21 protein-coding genes are annotated in these 20,743 nt (G+C 70.9%); 9 read left to right on the forward strand and 12 right to left on the reverse strand.

The features are described 5' to 3' along the window. The first annotated feature begins 90 nt into the window (after positions 1-90). On the forward strand, positions 91-1,041 hold the full coding sequence (locus HUW46_RS43020) for an NAD(P)-dependent alcohol dehydrogenase (RefSeq protein WP_215544387.1): 951 nt from the start codon (positions 91-93) through the stop codon (positions 1,039-1,041). On the opposite strand, the gene HUW46_RS43025 is transcribed toward HUW46_RS43020, so the two are convergent. Further along, positions 1,032-1,727 carry a MerR family transcriptional regulator gene (locus HUW46_RS43025; protein ID WP_215550454.1) on the reverse strand — a complete coding sequence of 232 codons (696 nt, stop codon included), beginning with the start codon at positions 1,725-1,727 and terminating at the stop codon, positions 1,032-1,034. The genes HUW46_RS43020 and HUW46_RS43025 overlap by 10 nt on opposite strands. A 115-nt stretch (positions 1,728-1,842) precedes the next feature. On the opposite strand from HUW46_RS43025, the gene HUW46_RS43030 reads away from it, so the two are divergent. Beyond that, positions 1,843-3,051 carry an erythromycin esterase family protein gene (locus HUW46_RS43030; protein WP_215544388.1) on the forward strand — a complete coding sequence of 403 codons (1,209 nt, stop codon included), beginning with the start codon at positions 1,843-1,845 and terminating at the stop codon, positions 3,049-3,051. A 29-nt stretch (positions 3,052-3,080) separates the two neighbouring features. Here the strand turns inward: HUW46_RS43030 and HUW46_RS43035 are convergent, their stop codons facing one another. Beyond that, positions 3,081-3,632, reverse strand: coding sequence for a DinB family protein (locus HUW46_RS43035; protein ID WP_215550455.1), 552 nt, complete (start codon positions 3,630-3,632; stop codon positions 3,081-3,083). Positions 3,633-3,660: 28 nt separating this feature from the next. Further along, positions 3,661-4,731 carry an oxidoreductase gene (locus HUW46_RS43040; protein ID WP_215544389.1) on the reverse strand — a complete coding sequence of 357 codons (1,071 nt, stop codon included), beginning with the start codon at positions 4,729-4,731 and terminating at the stop codon, positions 3,661-3,663. 99 nt (positions 4,732-4,830) lie between these two features. On the opposite strand from HUW46_RS43040, the gene HUW46_RS43045 reads away from it, so the two are divergent. Next, a complete protein-coding gene (locus HUW46_RS43045; RefSeq protein ID WP_215544390.1) occupies positions 4,831-5,145 on the forward strand; it encodes an ArsR/SmtB family transcription factor in 315 nt (104 codons plus the stop codon). 167 nt (positions 5,146-5,312) lie between these two features. Here the strand turns inward: HUW46_RS43045 and HUW46_RS43050 are convergent, their stop codons facing one another. Further along, on the reverse strand, positions 5,313-5,612 hold the full coding sequence (locus HUW46_RS43050) for a hypothetical protein (RefSeq protein WP_215544391.1): 300 nt from the start codon (positions 5,610-5,612) through the stop codon (positions 5,313-5,315). A gap of 194 nt (positions 5,613-5,806) precedes the next feature. After that, entirely contained in the window at positions 5,807-6,178 is a 372-nt protein-coding gene (locus HUW46_RS43055) for a hypothetical protein (RefSeq protein WP_442861012.1), read from the reverse strand. Positions 6,179-6,253: 75 nt separating this feature from the next. Between HUW46_RS43055 and HUW46_RS43060 the strand changes: the two genes are divergently transcribed. After that, on the forward strand, positions 6,254-7,039 hold the full coding sequence (locus HUW46_RS43060; RefSeq protein ID WP_215544393.1) for a glycerophosphodiester phosphodiesterase: 786 nt from the start codon (positions 6,254-6,256) through the stop codon (positions 7,037-7,039). Positions 7,040-7,045: 6 nt separating this feature from the next. On the opposite strand, the gene HUW46_RS43065 is transcribed toward HUW46_RS43060, so the two are convergent. Beyond that, positions 7,046-7,744 carry a transglycosylase family protein gene (locus HUW46_RS43065; RefSeq protein WP_215544394.1) on the reverse strand — a complete coding sequence of 233 codons (699 nt, stop codon included), beginning with the start codon at positions 7,742-7,744 and terminating at the stop codon, positions 7,046-7,048. Between the two features lie 227 nt (positions 7,745-7,971). On the opposite strand from HUW46_RS43065, the gene HUW46_RS43070 reads away from it, so the two are divergent. After that, on the forward strand, positions 7,972-8,934 hold the full coding sequence (locus HUW46_RS43070; protein WP_215544395.1) for a hypothetical protein: 963 nt from the start codon (positions 7,972-7,974) through the stop codon (positions 8,932-8,934). A gap of 125 nt (positions 8,935-9,059) precedes the next feature. Next, on the forward strand, positions 9,060-9,608 hold the full coding sequence (locus tag HUW46_RS43075; protein ID WP_215544396.1) for an HAD family acid phosphatase: 549 nt from the start codon (positions 9,060-9,062) through the stop codon (positions 9,606-9,608). A 63-nt stretch (positions 9,609-9,671) separates the two neighbouring features. On the opposite strand, the gene HUW46_RS43080 is transcribed toward HUW46_RS43075, so the two are convergent. From HUW46_RS43080 to HUW46_RS43090, 3 genes are all read right to left on the reverse strand, one after another. Further along, positions 9,672-9,992, reverse strand: a complete 321-nt coding sequence (locus HUW46_RS43080) for a histone-like nucleoid-structuring protein Lsr2 (RefSeq protein WP_215544397.1) — start codon at positions 9,990-9,992, stop codon at positions 9,672-9,674. Between the two features lie 148 nt (positions 9,993-10,140). Continuing rightward, positions 10,141-11,154, reverse strand: coding sequence for a YdcF family protein (locus HUW46_RS43085; protein WP_215544398.1), 1,014 nt, complete (start codon positions 11,152-11,154; stop codon positions 10,141-10,143). A 102-nt stretch (positions 11,155-11,256) separates the two neighbouring features. Beyond that, a complete protein-coding gene (locus HUW46_RS43090; RefSeq protein WP_215544399.1) occupies positions 11,257-12,660 on the reverse strand; it encodes an ArnT family glycosyltransferase in 1,404 nt (467 codons plus the stop codon). A 31-nt stretch (positions 12,661-12,691) separates the two neighbouring features. On the opposite strand from HUW46_RS43090, the gene HUW46_RS43095 reads away from it, so the two are divergent. After that, complete coding sequence (locus HUW46_RS43095) at positions 12,692-12,895, forward strand: hypothetical protein (RefSeq protein ID WP_215544400.1); 204 nt, start codon at positions 12,692-12,694, stop codon at positions 12,893-12,895. A gap of 18 nt (positions 12,896-12,913) precedes the next feature. After that, positions 12,914-13,705, forward strand: a complete 792-nt coding sequence (locus HUW46_RS43100; protein WP_215544401.1) for an alpha/beta fold hydrolase — start codon at positions 12,914-12,916, stop codon at positions 13,703-13,705. Positions 13,706-13,710: 5 nt separating this feature from the next. On the opposite strand, the gene HUW46_RS43105 is transcribed toward HUW46_RS43100, so the two are convergent. The 3 genes from HUW46_RS43105 to HUW46_RS43115 all read right to left on the reverse strand — a co-directional run bounded on the left by HUW46_RS43105 (position 13,711) and on the right by HUW46_RS43115 (position 18,142). Further along, positions 13,711-14,463, reverse strand: a complete 753-nt coding sequence (locus tag HUW46_RS43105) for a sulfite exporter TauE/SafE family protein (RefSeq protein ID WP_215544402.1) — start codon at positions 14,461-14,463, stop codon at positions 13,711-13,713. A gap of 41 nt (positions 14,464-14,504) precedes the next feature. Beyond that, the gene (locus HUW46_RS43110; RefSeq protein ID WP_215544403.1) at positions 14,505-15,254 is read right to left on the reverse strand and encodes a GntR family transcriptional regulator; all 750 of its coding nucleotides are present in this window, start codon (positions 15,252-15,254) and stop codon (positions 14,505-14,507) included. A 119-nt stretch (positions 15,255-15,373) separates the two neighbouring features. Then, positions 15,374-18,142: an AAA family ATPase gene (locus HUW46_RS43115; protein WP_215544404.1), complete on the reverse strand. Its 2,769-nt coding sequence runs from the start codon at positions 18,140-18,142 to the stop codon at positions 15,374-15,376. A gap of 123 nt (positions 18,143-18,265) precedes the next feature. Here HUW46_RS43115 and HUW46_RS43120 point away from each other — a divergent pair, with 123 nt between their 5' ends. Then, positions 18,266-20,740 (forward strand): LuxR family transcriptional regulator, encoded by a 2,475-nt coding sequence (locus HUW46_RS43120; protein WP_215544405.1) that lies wholly within the window; start codon positions 18,266-18,268, stop codon positions 20,738-20,740. The last annotated feature ends 3 nt before the right edge of the window (positions 20,741-20,743 follow it).

Genomic DNA, 20,743 nt, shown 5'->3' on the forward strand with positions numbered 1-20,743 from the left:
ACTTCAGCCAGAACGGAAACGCGTCCTCCGGATCTCGCGTTGACGCCACTGAACGGAAACACGCACGAGACAGGACGCCAGATGAACGACATGCGCGCAGCACTCTTCGACAGCTACGGCCCGCCCGATGTCCTCTACGAGGGCAAGGTGCCCGTTCCGACCCCGAAACAGGACGAGGTGCTCGTCAAGGTCCACGCCGTCAGCATCAACGGGGGCGAAATCTCCGCCAGGGCGGGGCGGGTACGGCTGCTCACCGGCCGCAAGTTCCCGCAGCGCGTCGGCTTGGACTTCGCGGGCGAAATCACCGAGGTCGGCCCCGCGGTGAAGGGCCCGGCGAAGGGCGACCGGGTCTGGGGCACCCTGCCCCGTGGCCGGTTCGGCAGCGCCGCCGAATACGTCACGGTCCGGCCAGCACAGATTTCCCTCGCACCCCAAGGAATATCCCTGGTCGACGCGGTGTCCCTCCCCGTCGGCACGACCGCGATCACCGCACTGCGCACCCAAGCCCGGCTCCAGCCGGGGGAGCGGCTCCTCGTCCGAGGCGGCAGCGGCGGCGTCGGCAGCGTGGCCGTCCAGCTCGGCAAAGCGGTCGGCGCCCACGTGACCGCGCTCGCCAGCCCCCGCAACCTGGACTTCGTACGCGAACTCGGCGCGGACGAAGCGCTCAGCTACACCACCGCGAGCCCGTCCACCCTCGGCACCTTCGACGTCATCCTGGACACCGCCGGCACCGAGCACGCCGCCTACCGCAGGCTCCTGGCTCCCGGCGGCAGGATGGTCGCCATCGCCTTCGACACCAAGAACCCGCTCCCATCGATCGCCTACATCCTCGCCTCCACTGTGCACGGTCCACGCCGCGTCCGGTTCTTCAGCGGCAACCCCAAGCACGACCTCTTCGCCGAACTCACCCGGTACGTCGACAGCGGCGCCATCCGGCCCGTCGTCGACACCGTCCACCCCCTGTCGGACATCGCCGAAGCGCACCGCGCGATGGAGGCGGGCGGGGTGCGCGGAAAGCACATCGTCCAGATCTACGGCTGATCCAGCACCGTGAGGTAGGCGTGCAGCTGCGCCGCGCCCGCGAGGAGGGCGCGGCCGCGCGCGGCCAGCCGATCCCGCCAGGAGTCGAGGAAAACGCCCAGCGCATCCGCCCCGCCCGCCTCGCGCAACGACCGAAGGAACTGGGCGACCTGGCGCAGCAGGTACCCACCGCGCCGCAGCTGCCGCGCGATCTCGGCATCGCGCACGCAGTCCGGCCCGTATTCGCGGTAACCGGTCGCCCGGCCGCGCTCGGGCCGCAGTATCCCCTCCGCCTCCCAGGTGCGCAGCGTCGCCGGGTGCACGCCGATCCGGCGCGCGAGCTCGCCCACGGTCAGCGGCCGCCCGGTGGCCTGGCTCGGCGTCGTCGTGGACAGCGCGCCGAGGGCCGCCGCCACCTCCGCACTGGTGTCGCGTTCCGCGAGCAGCGCGACGTGCGCGGCATCGATGAGCCGGTAGGCGGACTCGGTGTCACCCCGGTTCACCGAACGCATGATCTCCACGGCCTGCTGGTGCCCGTGGCCCCCACGCAGCGCGAGGAAGGCGCGCAACGCCTGCGCGTGCAAGGGTGTGTAACGGCGGTAGCCGGTCTCGCTGCGCTCGGTCGGCGGGAACACCCCCGCGTCGTCGTAGTTGCGGATCGCCTGCGCGGACAACCCGTGCTCCCTGGCGAGGTCGATGGGACGCAGCTTGCACCTCCGTTTGAGGCTTCCACACCCATAAACGAGGTAGAAGTTCGCCGAAGTTCCACTCGATTCTTCAACGATATCGTCAAAGGAGATTACTCAAACGGAAGGGGTGCGCATGTCCACCGCCACCGCACTGCGCGGGATCGGCCACCAGCTCGACGACCAGCCGAGCCTTGGCCGTGCGATCGACGAACTACTCGCGGCACGGACCGCGCCGACCCTGCTCGCACTGGGCGAGCCGACCCACGGGATCAAGGCATTTCCCTTGCTGCGCAACGAACTCCTCGCCCACCTCGCGGAAAGGGGATACCGGTCGATCGCGCTGGAGACCGACATCTTCGCCGCGTCCGTCGTCGACGACTACGTGGCCGGGGGAGCAGCGGAACTCGACGACGTGCTCAAGACCGGGTTCAGCCACGGGTTCGGCAGCATCCCCGGCAACCGCGAACTCGTCGAATGGCTCCGCGCCCACAACGCCGAACGCCCGCCGCACGACCGCGTCCGCTTCCGCGGCTTCGACGCGCCGCTGGAGACGACCAGCGCGCCGAGCCCGCGGCACGCACTCCTTGCCGTCACCGACCACCTGCCCGAATCGCTGCGCCCCGCATCCGCCCATGACCTAGACGCGCTGCTCGGCGACGATGAGGACTGGACCAACGAGGCAGCCACGTTCGACCCCGCACTGTCCATTGGCGACTCCGACCGCGCACGCGCCCTGCGCATCGTCGCCGACGACCTCGTCAGCGCGCTGCGCCGCGCGGCACCCGGCCTGCACTCCGCCGATCCCGCGGGGTACGCCAACGCCGTCGCACACGCACGCACCGCGCAAGGCCTGCTGCGCTACCACGCCGCCATGGCCAGCACTGGGCCCGACCGCGTCGCGATCATGCTCAGCGTCCGCACCGAGATGATGGCCGACAACCTGCACGCGATCGTCGCCGCGGAGCAGGGACGCGGGCCCACGCTGGTGTTCGCGCACAACGTCCACCTCCAGCGCGCACAGCCCGGCACGGCGATCGGCGACGTGAGCTGGTGCAGCGCCGGGGCGCTCGTCGAACTCACCATGGGGGAGCGGTACGCGTTCGTGGCCACCGACGCCAACCCCGCCAGCGATCCGGGCACCCTCCAAGGGGCCTTGGCCGGGGCGACCACACGCCGCGCGCTGTTCCCCGCGGCGGACCTGCGCGCCGCGCTCGCTCCGTCGATCGGCAAGGGGCAGCCGATCGTGCCCGGCCACCTCCCGCTCGACCCGGCGGAGCTGGCCGGTGCCGACGCGGTCATCTTCATCGCCGACACCGACGGAAAACGCCACCAGTACTGGTAACGGGCCTACCCGATCCATCCATAGTGGACTCAGGGGCGCCTGCGCAGGTACAGATCGCGCAGCAGAGCGATTTCCGCGCCGTGGTGGATCACCTCGCGGTGGATGTGCAGCACCAGCGCGGGCAGCGGTCGATCCGCGAACGGCCCTTCCGCCGCGCCTCCGACGCGGGCCAAGTCGACGGGGGAGAGCGCCCGGAGCCCGGACGACCACGCGTCGTAAGCCGCATCGAGCTGGTTCAGCGCCGTTGCGGCGGTTGCGGCGAACGGGAACGTGTCGTACTGGACGGGAGGACCGCCGAACTGCGTCTCGGCCCGCTTGCCGAGGACGTGGACGGTGAGGTGCGCCATCCGCCAGGCGATCGTGGTGACCGGCGCCGGTTCCGGCGTGGGGAACGCGTAGTCGACGGTGAGCCGCCCGCCGCCGATCTCGCTCTCCTCGCGGCGCGGCCGCAGGGTCCAGCAGCCGGGGACCGGTTCCCAGAAGTACTCCTCGTCGCTCAGGCCGGCCAGCCGCGGCCTGAGCCGTTCACGCCAGTGCCAGTCCAGCTGATCGCCGAGCTCCGCCACCCAGTCGACGTCCACCACGGATCCACCCCCGAGTTCGTACGCGTCAGAACGCGCGATGATACTGCCGCGGCCACGACCGGTGCGGCTCGGCGTCGAGCGCGCGCAGTGCCCAGTACGGGTCGCGCAGCATCGCCCTGCCGACCAACACCGCATCCACCAGATCCGGGATCGCTTCGTCGAGGTGGCGAGCTTCGGAAACCAGTCCCGATGCCGCGGTGAGAACCCCCGCCGCGCGAAACCGCGGCCCGTATTCGGCGTTGTGCAACGGTTTCTCGATGCGGAGGGCCCCCGGGGTCAGCGCGCCGGAACTGATGTCGATCATGTCGACGCCCGCCCGCGCCATCCGGCTCGCGACGGACGCCGCCTCGTCCGCGGTCAGGCCGCCCTCGTGCAGATCCGCGGCGGGCAGCCGGACGATGACCGGCTTGTCCGCCGGCCATCCCGCGCGGATCGCCCGCACCATCTCCAGCGGGAACCGCATCCGCCGCTCCAGATCGCCGCCCCACTCGTCGACGCGGTGATTTGCCAGCGGGGAAAGGAACTCGTGGAGCAGGTATCCGTTCGCGCCGTGCAGTTCGACGACCTCGTAGCCCGCGCGGTGGGCGTTGCGGGCGGCACGCTCGATGTCCTCGAGCACCCGCGTTCCGTCCTTTGTGGTCATTTCGGCCGGGACACCGAGCCCGGCGAACGGGATCGGGGAGGGCGCGAGTGGCCGCCACCCGCCGTCCTCGGGGCCGATCGGGCGCCGGGTCCCGGCGTTGTCCCACGGCACGCCGTGCGAGCTCTTGCGGCCCGCCGCGCCGAGCTGGACCGCTGGAACCGACCCGATGGCCCTGATGGCCGCCGCCAGCCGCCGGTGCCCGCGCACCTGGTGTTCGGACCACAGCCCGAGATCCCGTTTCGTGGTGCGCATATCGGGGGAGACGCCGGTGCATTCGACCATCACCATGCCGACGCCGCCTGCCGCTCTGGCCCCGTAGTGGGCGAGGTGCCAGTCGGTGGGGGCGCCGGAGCCGTCCGCGGAGTACTGGCACATGGGGGAGAGCCACACCCGGTTGGGCAGCAACGACTCCCGGAGACGCAATGCGGTCCATGCCGTGGATCCCGTCGTCATCGGCCACCTTTTCCGCTGGGTGCCCCGTCCCGCACGGGGTCGTCGCCGACCACGGTACATCGAACATCATCGAACTTCGAATCATGTTAAACTGCGCACATGCCGCGGCAGCCCGAGCATCCCGATCTCGAAGACGTGCAACTCGCGCGAGTGTTCTCCGCGCTGGGGGATCCGGCGCGGCTGCGCATCATGACCGTGCTCGCCGACCGCACGGAGCACCAGCGCGAGGAGTTCACCGTGGACGTCGGCCCGTCGACGCTGAGCCACCACATGAAGATCCTCCGCGAGGCAGGACTGACGCATCACAGGTTCGAGGGCACCCGCTGCTTCGTCTCGCTGCGCGCCGACACGTTCGATCGCTTCGCCACCGTCTTGGACAGCACGCTGCAGCTACTCGCGACCGACCAAGGCTGAAGCAGAGGCCTTGCCTGCACCAGGAAGCCTCGTCACATCTTACTTAACATAATGTACATTATCGGCATTAGGTTGCCGGTGGTCGCGAACCCGGCCGAACACCAGAATGCGGCGTGGCCGGAGTCAGCTCCGGCCACGCCGCACCACTGCTCAGCGCGCGTCTGCCGCTACGGCATCGGCGCGCCGTTCTCGGCGTAGATCGCCCAGGTGTTGTTCGACTCCCAGTAGCAGTTGTAACCGGGGTGCACCTGGAACAGGTCCACGTAGCGGTAGCTCGCGGTGCCGACGCACGTCTGCTCGTCCCACGGCGGGTTGCCGCGTTCGATCAGGCAGTAGGCGTACTGGCAGGTTCCCCCTTGTGGTGCGACGGGTGCCGCCGAGGCGGTGCCCGTCGCACCCGCGACCATCAGGCCCGCGGCTCCAGCCGCCGCGAGTGCCGCGCTCGCCATTTTTCGCATGCCGCTCATGTCGTCCTTCCAACGCCCCCAGGGGCATTTACCATCGCGTTGGATCACGTTCGTGATCTTGGACAACGTAGCGCAGGCATGTTCGACATTCACCGACAATGGTGAAGTTCAGCGAGAACCCTCCTCTCGCTACCCCCCAGCTCGGCGTTGTTTCGTCACCGTGACGTTTCTACCGTGCGTGGCTGGACGTCGGATTAGCGAAGTTGTTCGAGGTCCTTGGCTGCTTCGGCCAACTCGGCCGCCATCCGCCGGAGTTCACCCGGCTCCGCGCCGTCGTCCGCCGCGGTCACCACGTCCTCCGCGGCACAGCGGAGCTGGAACAACCGGTCCTGGAGTTCGGCGATCTCGGTGGCGGACAGCACGACGGCGTCCTCGGGCAGGCCGGTCCGCTGCACGGCGGCCCTGCGCTCGTAGGCGCGCTGGCGGCACGACTGGCCGCAGTACCGCCTGCGCCTGCCGATGTTCGCGCCCTCCGGCAGGTGCAGGCCGCACCAGCCGCAGTGCCGCCCCGACCGCTTCCGGTTGTGCCCCGTTTCGTCAAGTGACGAATCGGCGCGCTCTGCCAGTCCTCTCACGAACACGACCCTAACCGGCCATGCTCAGCTCACGCCGCGGCCACGCCGACAAGGCACACTGGACACGTGACCCAGCCCCATCCGTACCTCGCCGACCCTCACCCCCGCGCGTTCGTGCACCGCGGGTGGCATCTCGATGAGCTGGCGGGACTGGAGAACTCGCTGCCCGCGTTCCGGCGTGCCGTCGACGAAGGCTTCCGGTACCTGGAGACCGACGTGCACGCCAGCTCGGACGGCGTCGTCGTCGTGCACCACGACGCCACGCTCGACCGCACGACCGACGGCAAGGGCACGATCGCGTCGCAGAGCTGGCCCGCACTGAGCAAGGTCAAGATCGGCGGGAAGGCGCCGCTCTCACGGCTCGAAGACCTCCTCGAGGAACTTCCGAACGCGTGCTTCAACGTCGACGTCAAAACGGACGCCGCGGTCGAGCCGTTCCTGCGCACGCTCGCGAAGACGAACTCCTACGACCGGGTGGCCGCCGCGGCGTTCTCCGACGGCCGCCTTGCGAAGCTGCGCAAGCTCGCCGGGCCGCGCTTGCTGACGTCGATGGGTCCCCGCTCCGCCGCCGCGCTGTGGGCGCGGGGCCTCGCTCCCCTACTGCCGCTGGGTTTCCTGACCGCGGGCGCGATGGCGCAGGTTCCCATCCGGCAGGGCTGGCTGACCATTGTGGACAAAGCGTTCCTTCGCGCGGCCGGGCGCGCCGGCATCGAGGTGCACACCTGGACGATCGACGACGCACCGGTGATGCGGCGGCTGCTCGACCTCGGCGTGCACGGCATCGTCACCGACCGGCCGGACGTCCTTCGCGACGTGCTCACCGAGCGCGGCGCGTGGCATCCGGCCGGTTGACCGCGGTTACCGCGGCGGTTTGCCCTCCCAGGCCGCCTTCCAGGTCTTCGGCCCGAGCCGTCCGGAGTCGTTGATCGCGTTCACGCGCTGCAGGTCCAGTACGGCGGTCTTGGTCTTTTCGTAGTAGCACCCGGTGCCGCTGAAGCCGTATCCGAAGGCGTTCATCCGCAGTTGGAACGCCTTCAACGCTGGTGCGCAGTCACCGTAGGCGTACACCACGCCCGGCCACGCGGGCTTCGGGCCGCCGGGCGGTGCCGGGGGCTTCGGCGCGGGCGGGACGGGTGGGAGCGGCCTGCCGCCGATGTAGGCGGATTCGTGGTAGCTGGGCGTCCGCTTGGTGCGCGCGTCCCGGTCGTTGGAGAACCCGAGCATGCCGGCGCATTCCCACGGCTGCCAGCCGCGCATGCGGTACAGGTAGAGCGCGCGGAAGTCCTGTTCGGCAGGACTCGCCTGGTCCGGCCGTCCGCTGCCGCCCACGCTCTGCCAGGTGGCGAGGTTGAACTGGTAGGCGCCGTAGTAGCCGTTCCCGGTGTTGATGTCGTACCGGCCGCTCGACTCGCACATCCGCAGCTTCGCCCACAGCCCTGCACTGGGGTCGGCCGAAGCCGGTGTGCTGACGGCGATCTGGAACCCCAGAACGCCGACGGCGAGGAGAAGAAGCCTCGCCACTCCCCTGGTCACGCCCCCGCGACGGAGTTTGGTCATGAGAGCACACTAAGTATTCGCCCCATAGGCCACAAGAGTCACAGAGGTTAAAGCCAGCATCACACACCACATGGGGGATGCCGAGAAGCGACACGCCCGCTTCTGGTACCCGTTTTCCTCGGCGTGGCGACATATGCCCCCTACCGGACTTAACGGACAGTCCTGTCGTGAAACGGGTCTCCATGCGCGGGACCAGCGAGTATGGTCCCGGCGTGAGGTGAGGCCCGATGTCCCCGACGCCCGAAATCGCGTCAGCGCTGCGCGATGGCCCGTTCAGCAAGGCACTGGAACTGGCCGTGCGCGCGAGCGGGCTGAGCCTCCGGCAGCTGCAGAACCGGCTCTTCGCCAGCGGCGTGCGAGTCAGTGTGGTGACGCTCAGTTACTGGCAGAGCGGGCGAAGCCTACCGGAACGGCCGCAGTCGCTCCGTGGTGTCGACGTGCTCGAAGTGGTGCTCGACCTGCCGCCCGGTTCGCTGCGCGGGTTGCTCGGGCCTCGTCGGCCCCGAGGCAGGGGCGTGTGGTCGGACAAACCGGTCGATCGCCTGTGCCGGGCGTGGGACTACCCCGCCTTCCTGCCCTCGTTACTCGACGGGTTCGGTGATCGCAGGCTCCGGCCGGTCACGAGGTTGGGCTTGCGGGAGACCCTGCACGTGGGCTCCGATCGGTGTGCGCGGCGGATGGTCGTCGAGGAGTTCATCGAGGCACGCCACGACGGGACGGTGTCGGTCACCATCGCGAACCGGAGCAGGCGGGGCGCTCGTCCGCTCCAGGTGACGGCGACGAGCCGGTGCCGGCCCGGTCCGACGCTCGAACTGGGCGCCGAGGGCTTTTCGGTGGTGGAACTGGTCCTCGACCGGCCGCTCGCTCGCGGGCAGCGAGCGGCGATCCGGTATCAGCTCGAATACCCCGATCCGGTGCTCGCCGAGCATCACCATCGCCGGGTCGCCGAGCCGGTGGCCGCGTATCGCGGCCGCGTGGTGTTCTCCGCTCGGGAGACCCCGATCCGGTGCGAGACATGGCGGAGGCGTTCGTGTGACGGGCTGGTGAGCGGGATTTCCGAGGTTTCCGTGGACTCCGACCACAGCGTGCGCGTGGTGCGGGCGAACCTCGGGCTCGGCGCGCACGGTCTGCGCTGGGCTTGGGATGGCGAAAACCCACCGGGTGCCGTCCAGGATCCGACATCCCGCTGAAGACGGGCCGAGTATTCGGTTAACGACCTTTGGCGTGTGGTCGGCGCGGTCCCGCGAATGCTAGAAAACGGGTGTCCGATTACCGGTAGGTCCCGGAAATCTCCCCTGGCGAACGGAGAACAGACATGCGCGCCCGTAGTACCACCGCCGTCGTCGGAATCGTCGGCGCGGCCGTGCTCGCGCTGGCACCCGCGACCGCGTCAGCGAGCGGTCTGCCCAGCTACGAGCAGTGGCAAAGTGACGTGCAGAAGGCGTTGACCGGCGTGAACGAGTACCTCGACGGCGCGCGCGCCGACCATACGGCGATCGTGCTGGACATCGACAACACCGCGTTGGAGACGCACTACCACGAGGGCAGGGCGAACAAGCCGGTTCTCTCTGCCGCCCAGCACGCTCAGCAGCTCGGGATGGAGGTGCTCATCGTGTCGGCGCGCGCTGTCGGCGGTGAGGACGAGTCGATGCAGCAGCTTTCCGACGCCGGTTACCGGCCCGACAAGATTTGCCTGCGCGAGCACGGTGAGGCGAAAGAGGACGGCAAACTGCGCTGCCGCAAGGAGTTCACCGACGGCGGGCTGAAGATCACCGCGAACATCGGCAACCGCAGCACCGATTTCTACGGCGGCTACTTCGACCGGAAGTTCCAGCTGCCGGATTACGGCGGGCAGCTGAGCTGACGCACACCTCCGGCGCGGGCGCGCACGACCGCGCCGGAGGTTGTTCCGGGGTTTCGGCGATTCTCAGGCGTGCGCTTCTTCGTAGCGCGACACGACCTCGCTGGAAAGCCTGCCGCGTTCCGCGATGTCGTAGCCGTTTTCGGCCGCCCACTGCCGAATCGCGCGAGTTCGCGCGCGCTGGGCCGAGTTCGCGGCGGTGACGACCTTCGGGCTCGTTCTGCGCGCCGCGTTTACGAACCGCTGGAGCACGCCGCGCAACTCGGCGTCGTTGTGCTCCGACAGGTCGATCTCGTAGTTCCTTCCGTCCAGTGCGAACGTGGTGGTTCGCACTGCTTCGGAACCGTCCATGTCGTCCCTCAGCAGAATCGTGACCTGCTTAGCCATCGACCGTACCTTTCCCCTCAACTCCACACCAGAATCGTGGCGGCCAGTCTATCCCGCATGGCCGACAGTTCCGTGGCACCGACACCGGTTTCCATCGATATTAGCGTGCGATACGAGTGGAAAAAGGCCGAACGGGGGAACGGGAGAATCAGCCGTTCGTCGCGCCGAGGAGGGCGAGAAGCGGGGCCGCACTCCCGAGCAGGACACAGGCCGCGAGATTCGTGCGCCAGTATTCGGAGAGAAGCGCGACAAATTCGCGAAGGAACGCGCTCGGCATGAAGTACGACGCGGTGCGCGCGCCGATCACGTCGAGCGGCAGCTTCAGCCGTCGTGAAAGCACCGCGGTGCGGAACACGTGGTAGTTGTTGGTCACCGCGAGCAGGCGGCCGTGCCGTCCGCGTGCCGCCAGCAGATCCGCGCTGTAGCGGAGGTTCTGCTCGGTCGTGGTCGCCTTGTCCTCCAGCAGGATCGCCTCGGCGGGGATGTCGGCGCGGCGGAGGTAGGCGCTCATCGCTTCGGCCTCCGAAACGTCCTCGTCCTCCCCCTGCCCACCAGAGACCACGAGTACCTGGTCGGCGCCCGCCTCGACCGCGCGCCGGTGGCATTCGGCGGCCTTGTCCAGCCGGGCGGCCAGCAGCGGCGGCACCCGGTCACCCAACAGGCCGGAGCCGAGCACGATGACGGCGGTCGCCCGCGTCCGCCTCCCGAGCCTGCTGTAGAGGGCCGAGTAGAGCACGAACGCGGTGAACAGCACCGCGAAGTAGCCCGCGACGAGGATCATCGAGACGACCGTGGCGATGATCCACGGCGTGCGGACGAATCCGACCGTGTAGACCGTGGTGGCGTACAGCGCGAACAGCGCGATCCCGGCCAGCAGCGAGAGCAGGTTCGCCAGCCGGTGGCCTTCCCGCCGCCACATCACCGCGCCGTTGGCGATCAGCGCGAACGGCAGGCCCAGGGTCAGCAGGAACGCGAGCACCATGCAGACCGCGACGACCAGGTCGATCGGCACCGGGCTGTCGCGCAGGCGGGCCAGCAGCCACATACCGGCGAACCCGAGCGCGACGACCAGCCAGACCGCGTTGCTCAGCCGCCTCGGTTCCCGGTACACGCGGTAGAGGAAGATCAGCGTGACCGCCGCGGCCACCAGTCCGAAGCCCATGATCGCGTGGTTTCCCCGTTCCCCATCCGTCCACACCGGACCGCATCGGTCGCGGCCGACGGGGTACACCCTATGGGCGGGCGGGAGCGCTTCGCACGGCGGTCAGTCGATGGGGCGGTCGGACCGGACCTGCGGCCAGATCGACGACCACGGTTGCTTGCGGCCTTCGAGGAACCAGACCGAAAGCGCCGGTGAAGCGCCGACGAACCGGTAGCGGGCGAAGTAGGGCTCGAACATGCGGAGGTCCCGCGGGGTGGTGACGTACAGGATCGAGTCGGCCGTTTCCGGCGGCGCGCCGAGGTACCAGTACCCGCGGTGCGGGCTCTGCGCGGGCGGCAGGCCGAGTTCGGCCCCGTAGTAGTCGACGCTCGCCGCCCCGGAGTAGACGCTGGTCACCACGGCGGTCCGCGCGCGCGTCTCGGCGGGTAGTGCCCGGTAGGCGGCGGCGATCGGTTCCACGGGTTGCCGTCCGGCGTAGGTGTCCATGGTGGAGATGAAGTAGAGCATGGTCCACACCGCCGCGGCGGCCGAGAGCGCGTATCCGGGCCACGCGACCCAGGGCAGCCAGCGCCGCCGGTTCCGCCGTTCGAGCTCCACCGCGGCCACCGCCATCAGCGGTCCGTAGAGCCCGGACGGGTAGTAGGACCTGCCGTCGACGAGCGTGATGACGAGCAGCACCACGGCGAAGGCGATGCCGAGGAACCGGTACGGCCGCAGCTCGGGTGCCCGCGCGAGCCGCCACAGCGCGTACACGATGAAGACCGTGCCGATCACCCCGGCGAACAGCACCGGCCCGAACGCCACGAGCGCGCGTTCGGACTCCTCTTCGACGGACCCGACGAACCTCAGGAAGGGCCAACCGTGCCCGGCCTGCCACAGCACCGTCGGCACCGTGCACGCCGCGGCGAGCGCGGCGCCCGTCCACAGCGGCGGGCGCGTCAGCATCCGGCGCGGGCCCGCCAGCAGCACACCAGCCCCGATCCCGAGCCAGAGCACGGGGACGAGGAACTTGGTCTGGAGCGCGACCGCGGTGACCACGCCTGCCCACAGCAGCGGCCGGTCGTCGCGGGTGCCTTCGCGGTCGAGCCGCGCCCAGCGCAGCACGAGCCAGCTGATGAGCAGCCACCAGAACGGGTCGAGGACGTAGGTGCTGAGGAAGTGCGACGCGGGGATCAGGTACCCGGAAAGGGCGTAGGTCGCGGCGGCGAGGGTTTGCGCGGTGCGACGGCCGCCGAGTTCCCTGGCGATGAGCGCGGCGACGAGTATGCCCGCCACCGCCGCGAGCGTCGACGGCAATCGCAGTGCGAGGCCGCTGTGCGGGAACAAGGAGTCGAGCATTCCGGCGAGCGCGGGGACGAGCCACGGCTGGTCGGCGTAACCCCAGGCGAAATGGTGTCCGGTGTCGACGAAGTACATTTCGTCGAAGAAGCGGGCGCCGAACGGGCTCGCGACGAGGAGCACGATGCCGACGCCACCGGCGAGCGCGAATACCGGCAGGCGTGCCAAGGGACCGAGTGTCCGCGGTTCCGCCGTTTCGGTGGCGGGCGCGGGACTGGTCGCTGAACGCATCGTCGAACCCCTTCTCGCCGTCGCGGAAATCCCCGAGATCGTTCAAGATACGCACGGCGAACGGCATGCCGGAGAAGAAATCGCGAATGGCGCGGAATTTGTCACGACGGCGTGGAATCCCGCTGTTGTTCCGCTCATCGCGCTCACGACCCGGCGCCGGGCGGCGCGCTGAGCGGGTTAAGATCATCTGGTGCCCTACGCCACGGCGCCGGACGGCGTTTCCCTGCGCTACGAGGTCCACGGCGATGGCGCCGACGTGCTGGTGCTGCTCGCCGGGCAGGCCAACAGCAGGCACTGGTGGGACGGTGTCCGCGAAGACTTCGACGAGGTGTTCCGCACCATCGTCTTCGATTATCGGGGTACCGGGGAAAGCGAGAAGCCGCGCACCGATTCCTATAGCACGCCCGGATTCGCCGAGGACGTCGTCGCGATCCTCGACCACGCCGAGGTCGAGGCGGCGCACGTCTACGGGACGTCGATGGGTGGGCGGGTCGCGCAGTGGCTCGCCGCGGACCATCCGGACCGGGTGCGGCGGCTGGTGCTCGGCTGCACCTCGCCCGGTGAGCCGCACGGCGTCGAGCGGAGCGCGGAGGTGAAACGCGCGCTGGGGCAACGAGATGCGGCCGCGGCGCGGCGCACGCTGCTCGAGCTGATGTACTCACCGGAGTGGCTCGCGGCCAACCCCGGGCCGTACCACACGGTCGGGGATCCGGCGATGACGCCGTTCGCGCGCGGGCGGCACCTGCTGGCGAGCGCGCGGCACAACGGGTGGGAGGCGCTCCCCCGCATCGCCGCGCCGACGCTCGTCGTGCACGGCGCCGACGACGTGTTCAACCCGGCCGAGAACGCTTCCCTGCTGGCCGGTCGGATCCCCGGTGCGCGCCTGCACCTGATTCCCGGTGCCCGGCATGCCTACTTCGAGGAGTTCCGCACGGTCGCGAGCCCGCTCGTGCTGGATTTCCTTCAGGCGAACGGTTCCTGACGCGTTCATCCGTGCAGTGCGAGGTACGGGGCGGCGGCGAGCAGGCTGGTGATGAGCGCGTACTTGAGTGCGCGGGTCGGTAGTGCGCGGGCGATGCGCCAGCCGATGAGCACGCCGGCGAGTTCGGGGATCCCGACGAGTGCGGCGAGCGGCCAGTCGATGGCCCCGGTCGAGAGGTAGCCGAGCGTGCCGACGCTCGCGATGACGACGGACTCGACCTGCGCGGCGGCGAGCGCGGAGAGCACGGGCGTGCCGAGTGCGATCAGGACGGGCACGCTGAGCATCGGGCCGCCGACGCCGACGAGCCCGCTGAGCGCGGCGACGACGAATCCGACCGCGGCCACGACTGAGCGGCGGGGATGGCGATCCGTTGTGGTGGACCGCTTTTCGCGGTACCACACGAGTGCGGCGACCGCGGTGACGAACACCGCGAGCACGATCCCGAACGTCCGCGTCGAAACGGCGCTGTTCGCCAGGACGCCGAGCGGGGTGCCGACGACGGCCGTCGCGGCGAGTGTCGCAGCGGTGCGGCGGGTTTCCGGGTCCCGGAGGTGGCCGGACCTGGTGTAGGCGGCGGTGGCGAGCGCGCCGGTGGCGATGTGGGTGACGATCGCGGTGCCCGCGACCTGTGCCGGCGGGAGCGCGGTGAGGGCGAACAGGCCGATGGTGGCGAGGACGCCGCCGGGGCCGATGGCGGTGATGCCGATTCCGGCGAGCAGGCCGAACAGCGCCAGCCCGGCGAGGGTGAGCGGGGTCATCGGATGTTTTCCTTTGGCGACAAGGGGTTCTCCGGTCGGGGTCAGGCGCGGCCGCGCTGCAGGGTGGCGCGCAGGACGAGCCGGTCGGCGCGGATGTGGATGGTCTCGGCGTCCACGGGGCGGCCGTCGGCGAGCCTGGTCAGCCGGTCGATCGCGAACACGGCGGCGCCGTCGGGGATGTCCAGTAGCGCGGCGGTGTCCGGGTCGGCGGTGACCGCGTGCACCGCGATTTCGGCGTGGCCGAGGCGGTGCCCGGTGATCTCTTCGAGCACGGCGAACACGTCGCGGTTGGTCAGGTCGTGCGCCAGCAGCGGGCCGCCGATGTCGATCGGCAGGTAGGTGGTGTCGAGCGAAAGCGGTTCGCCGTCGAGCCGCCGCAGCCGTTCGAGGTGCACCGCGCCCGCTCCTCGCGGCAGTGCGAGGCGTTCGGCGACGGCGCTGGGCGGGTCGGCGACGACGTGGGCCGCGCGTACCTCGTTGGTCACGGTGCCGTGCCCGGTGAGGGTTTCGGCGAGGCCAGCCAGCCGGTCGAGTCCGTGGCCGTACTTCGGGCGCACCACGGTGGTGCCGACGCCTTGCCGCCGGGTGATCAGTCCTTCGGTGCGCAGCAGCCCGAGTGCTTCCCGGACCGCGTTGCGGGTGGCGTCGAGCTGTGCGGCGAGCGCGCGTTCGTCGGGCAGCACGCCGTCCGGGAAGCCGTCGGCGCTGATCTGCTGGCGCAGCACGTCCGCGATCCGGCGGGCGCGTTCGGCCCTTGGGCTGGAGGAGGTGGCCCGTTCGAGGTCGCTCATGAGGGCCAGAGGTACCACGCCCGCGTTACGCCAGAGTTACGCCACCCTTGTTGACCTGCGCGAACGCGTGACCTTCGGGTTCTCTCGCCGGTGCGGGCGGTCCGCCACCCCCGGCGGGGTCAGCCGGGGAACTCGCCGGTCAGCGCGGCGGCGGCGAGCTCGACCCTGGAGTGGTAGCCGATCCTGGAGAACAGGCGGGTGAGCTGACCCTCGACGCTCTTCTCGCTGGTTCCCAGCGTCGAGGCGACCTCGCGGTTGCTGAGGCCTTCCGCCACCAGGATCGCCAGCAGCCGCTCGTTCTCCAGGGTGGTGATCGCGCGGCCCGGCACCGGGACACCGCGTTCGCGCATGCGTGCCCGCAACCGGGCGCGCCAGAGCAGGGCGTCGACCTCGCCGAACAGTTCGTAGGCGCGGGGAAGCAGCTGTTTCGGGCGGACTCCCGCCATCGCCGCGCGCATGAACACGTTGCCGTTCTCGTGCGGCATCCCGTCGCGTTCTTCGGCCAGTGCCACGGCTTCCTCGGCCGCGCCGAGGTCGCCCAGTACGTGCGCGCGTGCCAGCAGTGACGCGAGGCGGGCGCGGTCGGTGCGCAGCGAGTCTGCCAGTCCCCTGCCGCGTTCGACCGCGCGCAACGCGGCCTCCCGGTTGCCGAGATCGTGTTCGGCGGCGGCGAGTTCGGCCCACATCTGCTCGGTGCCGAGCACGAAACCGCTGTCGTCGGCCGAACGGAGTGCGCTGCGCAGCAGTGCGGTCGCCCCCATCCGGTCGCCGCGCACGCGCAGGGTCATCGCTTCGGCGTGGTCGATCAGGTGGGCCAGGTGCCGGTGGGCGGACCTGGCGGAGGCGGCCATCTCGGCGGCCCTGCCCAGCCAGCCCTGGCCGCCGAGGATCCGGATCGCGCCGTGCAGCATCTTGACCGGTGCGAGCGGACGTGCGGAGGTCACGCCGTCGACGATGCTGCGGCGCGCGACCTCCATCGCGTCACGCCATTCGCCGCGCAGCCACTTCGTCAGGAACCGGTCCGGGCCGGGCAGGCTGTCCTCCGGGGTACCGGTCGATTCGAGCAGGCGCATCGCGGTGCCGAGCTCCCCCAGCATGAGGAGCATGTTGGCCTCGTAGCGGATCTGCTCGAACCGGTGCTGGGGCAGGTGCCTCGCCCGCCACCGCCCCGGGTCGTCGAGCATCCGGCGGAGCTGGCGGAGATCGCCGAGCATGACCCCGGCTCCGCCGAGGAACATTTCGCCGAAGTCGGCGGTGACCGCGGTGCCGCGGCGCCAGATGTCCGCAGTGGCGAGGAGGTGGTCCCGTCCCTCGCGCCAGCGGGCCACCAGCATGAGCGCGAAGGCCTTGTTGACCGTCGCGACCGCGGGCCCGCCGGGCAGCGGAGCGGCGCGCCCGTCCGCGATCTCGCGCAACGCGCGCTGGTCGCCCTCGGCGCACAGCCCGGTCAGGTAGACGATCGCCATTTCTTGGAGCTGTTCCGGCGAAAGGTGTGCGGCGTGCTCGGTGAGCACGGTCAACGTGCTGGCGGCGGCGCCGGGCCGTTCGTGGACGGCCCTCGCCGCGCTCACCGCCATCAGGCTGTGCGCTTTCATCGCGGGATCGCGGACGCGGCGGGCCGCCGCGTCGAGCCAGCGTTCGGCGAGCCCGCCGTCGGTGAACAGCATCGCGCCGCCCCTGGCGAGCAGTTCGCCGGACGAGCGGTCCGGGTCGACGAGCGAGCCCGCGTCGGCGAGCCAGTCGGGCAGCGCGACGTCGGCGAGGTCGCCGTCGATGTGCCCAGTGCCGTCCCACACCGCTTCGACGGCGAGCGCCGCGAGGTTTCTCCTGCGGTACGGGGGAAGTCCGGCTTCGAGCGCGGCACGGAGGAGGGGAAGGCGGAACCGCAGCCGAGTCCGGCCGCGGACGAGCACGCGCGCGTCGACGAGGTGGCGCAGCGTGGTCTGGACCTCTTCCTCGTCGAGGCCGAGCGCGGTGGCGCCCAGCCGCGGCGCCAGCTCCCCCAGCGGGGCGAGCACGGCGGTGGCACCCGCGACGGCGATCCCGTGTGGTCCCGCGTCTCGGACCGGTCCCAGCAGCGGGTGGCTCTCGGGCAGTGCCAGCGGTTCCCGCCACGGCAGCAGGTAGGCGGTGCGGTCGACGACCCTGATCCGCCCCGCGGCCCGGTAGCCGGTGACCGCGGCGGTGAGCGCGGCCGGGTTTCCCCTGCTTTCCGCCCGCAGCGTCCGGACCAGGTCCGCGTCGGGCCGTGCCCGGAGGACGTCCCGGAGTACCTCCGCGCACTGCGGCCCGGTCAGCGGCCGCAGGAGTACGCGCCGGGCGAGGCCGTCCGCGGTGAGCCCGGAGAACAGGCCCGCGGCCGGTTCGGGAGCGGAGCCCGCCCAGCGCGCGGCCGCGACGACGGTGCAGGCGCCGGTGCCGAAGAACGTCGCGAGCTGCCCGAATACGCGCGCGGTGGCGGGATCGAGCCAGTGCGCGTCGTCGATCAGCACCACCGGCGCCTGGTGCCGGACGACGGCGAACACGGCGGTGGCGAGTTCGGCGGCGGTGGCGGGTGATTCGCCCGGTGCGGCTTCGGACAGCTTGGCCACGAGCCTGCGCACCGGCCAGCGGGCGACCGCGGGACCGTCCTCCAGCGCGCCGAACCGGGTCAGCACGCGGAAAAGCACCGCGTAGGGCAGGGTGCGGTCCGCGCGGGTGCAGGTGATCGGCACCGCGGTGGTGCCGTCGGCGGTCAGCTCCGCCTCCACCGCGCGCAGGAGCGAGGTGTGCCCCGCGCCGGCGTCCCCGGTCACGACCGTCAGCGGGGACGCGGCGTTCCTGGCGCCTTCGGACAGCTCCGTGACGAGATCGTCCCGTCCGATCATCCGCCACGGCGCCGTGTTCACGGCCGCCATTCTGCCGTAAGGGAATATTCCTTACGAGCACCGTCGATCCGGTGGTTTTTCGCCTACGATGACGGTCTGGGCGGTCGCGGTCACCGGGTGTGAAAGGCGGCGGGAAACGGGGCGATGCGGACGGCGGAGGTGCGGGCGGTCGGCCGCTCGGAAGCGCTGGCCACGCTGGACGAGGCGATGCGGGAGCGTGGCGCGCTGTGGCTGGTGCGCGGTGACCGCGGCGCGGGGCGGAGCACCCTGCTGCGCGCGCTCATCGCGCGGTGGCGGCACCGCAAGCGCGTGGTGCTTCCGCTGTGGTTGCCGGGAATGGGCACCCGGCAGGTGATGGCCGCGGTGCTGGACACGGTCGTCGCGCACCTGGAGCGGCATGGCGGTTCGTTCGACCTGGTCGCCGCGGTCACCGGGGTGCGCGAGCGGGTCGCGGGCGACAGCGGGCTGCTGCACTCGATCCACGACGTGGCTGGCGTGCTCGCCCGGCTCGACCAGGACGAGCCGGTGGTGCTCGTCGTCGACGATCTGCGGGACGACGCCGCGTCCGAGCACGGGGCCGGATTGCTGGCGCTCGTCGAAGCGCTCCGCGCGGCGGGCGTGGCCACGCTGCTCGCCTCGCACGGGTCCGGGCAGCTCGACGTGATCGCGGACGGCGTGCTCGATCTGCTGCCGATGACCGACGACGAAGTGGACGAGCTGCTCTACGAGTGGCGCGGGAACCCGCTGCGCAAGACACCCGACCCGGCGCTCACCGACGCGCTGCGCCGTGCACTCGGCCCGCTGTGGGGAAATCCCGGCACCATTGTGTCCACTTTGGATGGACTGAACCTGGACGGGAGGATCACCGCCGTCGACGACCACCTGTGCCTGCGGCACGCCGATCGGCCCATCCCGTTGCCCCGTGACCACGAACTGGTGCGGGCCGTCCGGGAGCACGGGCGCACCGGTGAGCGGCTCGCGCGTGTGCTCGCCGAGGCGGACGCCCCGGTGGTGGACGATCTGCCCGCGCTGGCCGCCGCGGCGGAATCGGACCTGCCGCGGGCGGGGCTGGCGCTCGACGGGTTCGTCCGCAACGGCGTCGTCGAGGTGACCGGGGACGGCGCGGTGGTGCTCGCCGTTCCCGCGCTCGCCGCCAGGCTGCGCCCGGCCCGACTTGCCGGTGGCGGGCCGCCGGACGCGCGGACGGCGGTGCGCGAGCGGTTCGCCACCGGCGATCTCGCCGGGCTCGCCGACGATCTGCGCGAGCTCGGGCGGTCGGCGGACGCCCTCGACCGGTCCGCCAGGGGCGCGGTCGCGATCTGCTGGCTCGCCGCGCTCAAGCACGAGCACCGGCTGCACGAAATCCGTGCCACGTCGGCACTTCTGGACTCGCTCGCGCCGGTCGGCCGGGTCCTCCAGATCGCGGTGCTGCGATCCGACACCGTGCTGGCCGCACACGCGATGACGGCGCTGGCCGATCGCGCCGACCCGGAAACCGCGCTCGGCGGGAAGCTGCTGCTCGGCCTGCTCTCGACCGATTTCCGGGCGCTGGCCGCCGCGTGGTCGCACTGGTGCGGTGCGCGCGAGCCGGTGCCCGACGGGCTGGCGGGAACGCTCGCGGAGGCGGTGGCGCTGCACGATCACGCGACCGTGGCGGACACCGTGCTCGGTACGGCCGTCCCCACCGGGGCTTCCGCGCTCTACCGGCGCCTGCTCGCCGCCTACTCCGCGGGTGAGTGGGACGACCTGCTGTCGATGGCCCGCCGCGTGGAAGCCGATCGCACGCGGCCGTCGAGGACGCCGGTCGAACAGCTGGCGCGCGTGTTCGCGGCCGAGGTGTGCGGGCAGCGCGGCGAGATCGCCCGCGCGACGGCGTGGTTGTCGGGTGTGTCGCCGCGGACGTCGTCGGGGCACATCGCGAGCTGGGTGCGCTGCGGGATCCGGCACAGCGCGCGCGAGTTCACCGGCGCGGTCCGGGACGGGTGGCGCGACTACCAGCGCGCCCGCGAACTCGGCATGGTCGCCGGAGCCGACCGGTTGCTGGGCCGCCTGATCGACTACGCGCTCCGCAACGACGACCGGCCGACGGCGGAGCGGGCGCTCGACGAGCTGGACGCGCTGCACGACGCGGTGGGCACGGTGTCCACTTTGGAATCGCTGCTGGTGCTGGGCGGGCTCGTGCGCGGAGACCCCGCCGACGTCGAACTCGGTCTGCGGCTGGTTCGCAGGCGGCCTAACCAGTTCAGGGCCGCGCGGGCCTGCCTGGCGATGGCGCAGGTCAGTTCGGACCCGCGTCCGTGGCTGCTGGAGGCGCACCGGCTCGCCAAGGACCTCGGCACCCTGTCCGGGCACGAAATGGTCGTGGAGTACATGCGGGCACAGGGGCTCGCGGTGCCGCGGCCGCGGCGGGCGAAGAACGGCTTCTCCCCCGTCGAACTCCGCATCGTCGACCTGGTCAGCGCCGGGCTGACCAACCGCAGGATCGCCGCCACGATGCGGATCAGCGAGAAGACCGTCGAAAGCCACCTCACGAGGCTGTTCGACCGCACCGGCTGCCGGTCGCGGGTCGAACTGGCGGCGGCCCGCCTGCAGGGCCTCGTCCCCGGCCCTGCCGAGTGAGCC

Origin of the sequence: Amycolatopsis sp. CA-230715, from assembly GCF_018736145.1 — a bacterium.
In the GTDB taxonomy this organism is placed as follows: Bacteria; Actinomycetota; Actinomycetes; order Mycobacteriales; family Pseudonocardiaceae; genus Amycolatopsis.

Coding starts and splice junctions, on each gene's coding strand:
- HUW46_RS43085 (WP_215544398.1), bottom strand. CDS start 11,154: ATGGGCTTCGGACTGGTGGCCGCGGCGGTCACGCTGATCTTCCTCTAC.
- HUW46_RS43105 (WP_215544402.1), bottom strand. CDS start 14,463: ATGACCCCGCTCACCCTCGCCGGGCTGGCGCTGTTCGGCCTGCTCGCC.
- HUW46_RS43070 (WP_215544395.1), top strand. CDS start 7,972: ATGTCCCCGACGCCCGAAATCGCGTCAGCGCTGCGCGATGGCCCGTTC.
- HUW46_RS43040 (WP_215544389.1), bottom strand. CDS start 4,731: ATGACGACGGGATCCACGGCATGGACCGCATTGCGTCTCCGGGAGTCG.
- HUW46_RS43030 (WP_215544388.1), top strand. CDS start 1,843: ATGTCCACCGCCACCGCACTGCGCGGGATCGGCCACCAGCTCGACGAC.
- HUW46_RS43045 (WP_215544390.1), top strand. CDS start 4,831: ATGCCGCGGCAGCCCGAGCATCCCGATCTCGAAGACGTGCAACTCGCG.
- HUW46_RS43050 (WP_215544391.1), bottom strand. CDS start 5,612: ATGAGCGGCATGCGAAAAATGGCGAGCGCGGCACTCGCGGCGGCTGGA.
- HUW46_RS43110 (WP_215544403.1), bottom strand. CDS start 15,254: ATGAGCGACCTCGAACGGGCCACCTCCTCCAGCCCAAGGGCCGAACGC.
- HUW46_RS43080 (WP_215544397.1), bottom strand. CDS start 9,992: ATGGCTAAGCAGGTCACGATTCTGCTGAGGGACGACATGGACGGTTCC.
- HUW46_RS43075 (WP_215544396.1), top strand. CDS start 9,060: ATGCGCGCCCGTAGTACCACCGCCGTCGTCGGAATCGTCGGCGCGGCC.
- HUW46_RS43065 (WP_215544394.1), bottom strand. CDS start 7,744: ATGACCAAACTCCGTCGCGGGGGCGTGACCAGGGGAGTGGCGAGGCTT.
- HUW46_RS43020 (WP_215544387.1), top strand. CDS start 91: ATGCGCGCAGCACTCTTCGACAGCTACGGCCCGCCCGATGTCCTCTAC.
- HUW46_RS43120 (WP_215544405.1), top strand. CDS start 18,266: ATGCGGACGGCGGAGGTGCGGGCGGTCGGCCGCTCGGAAGCGCTGGCC.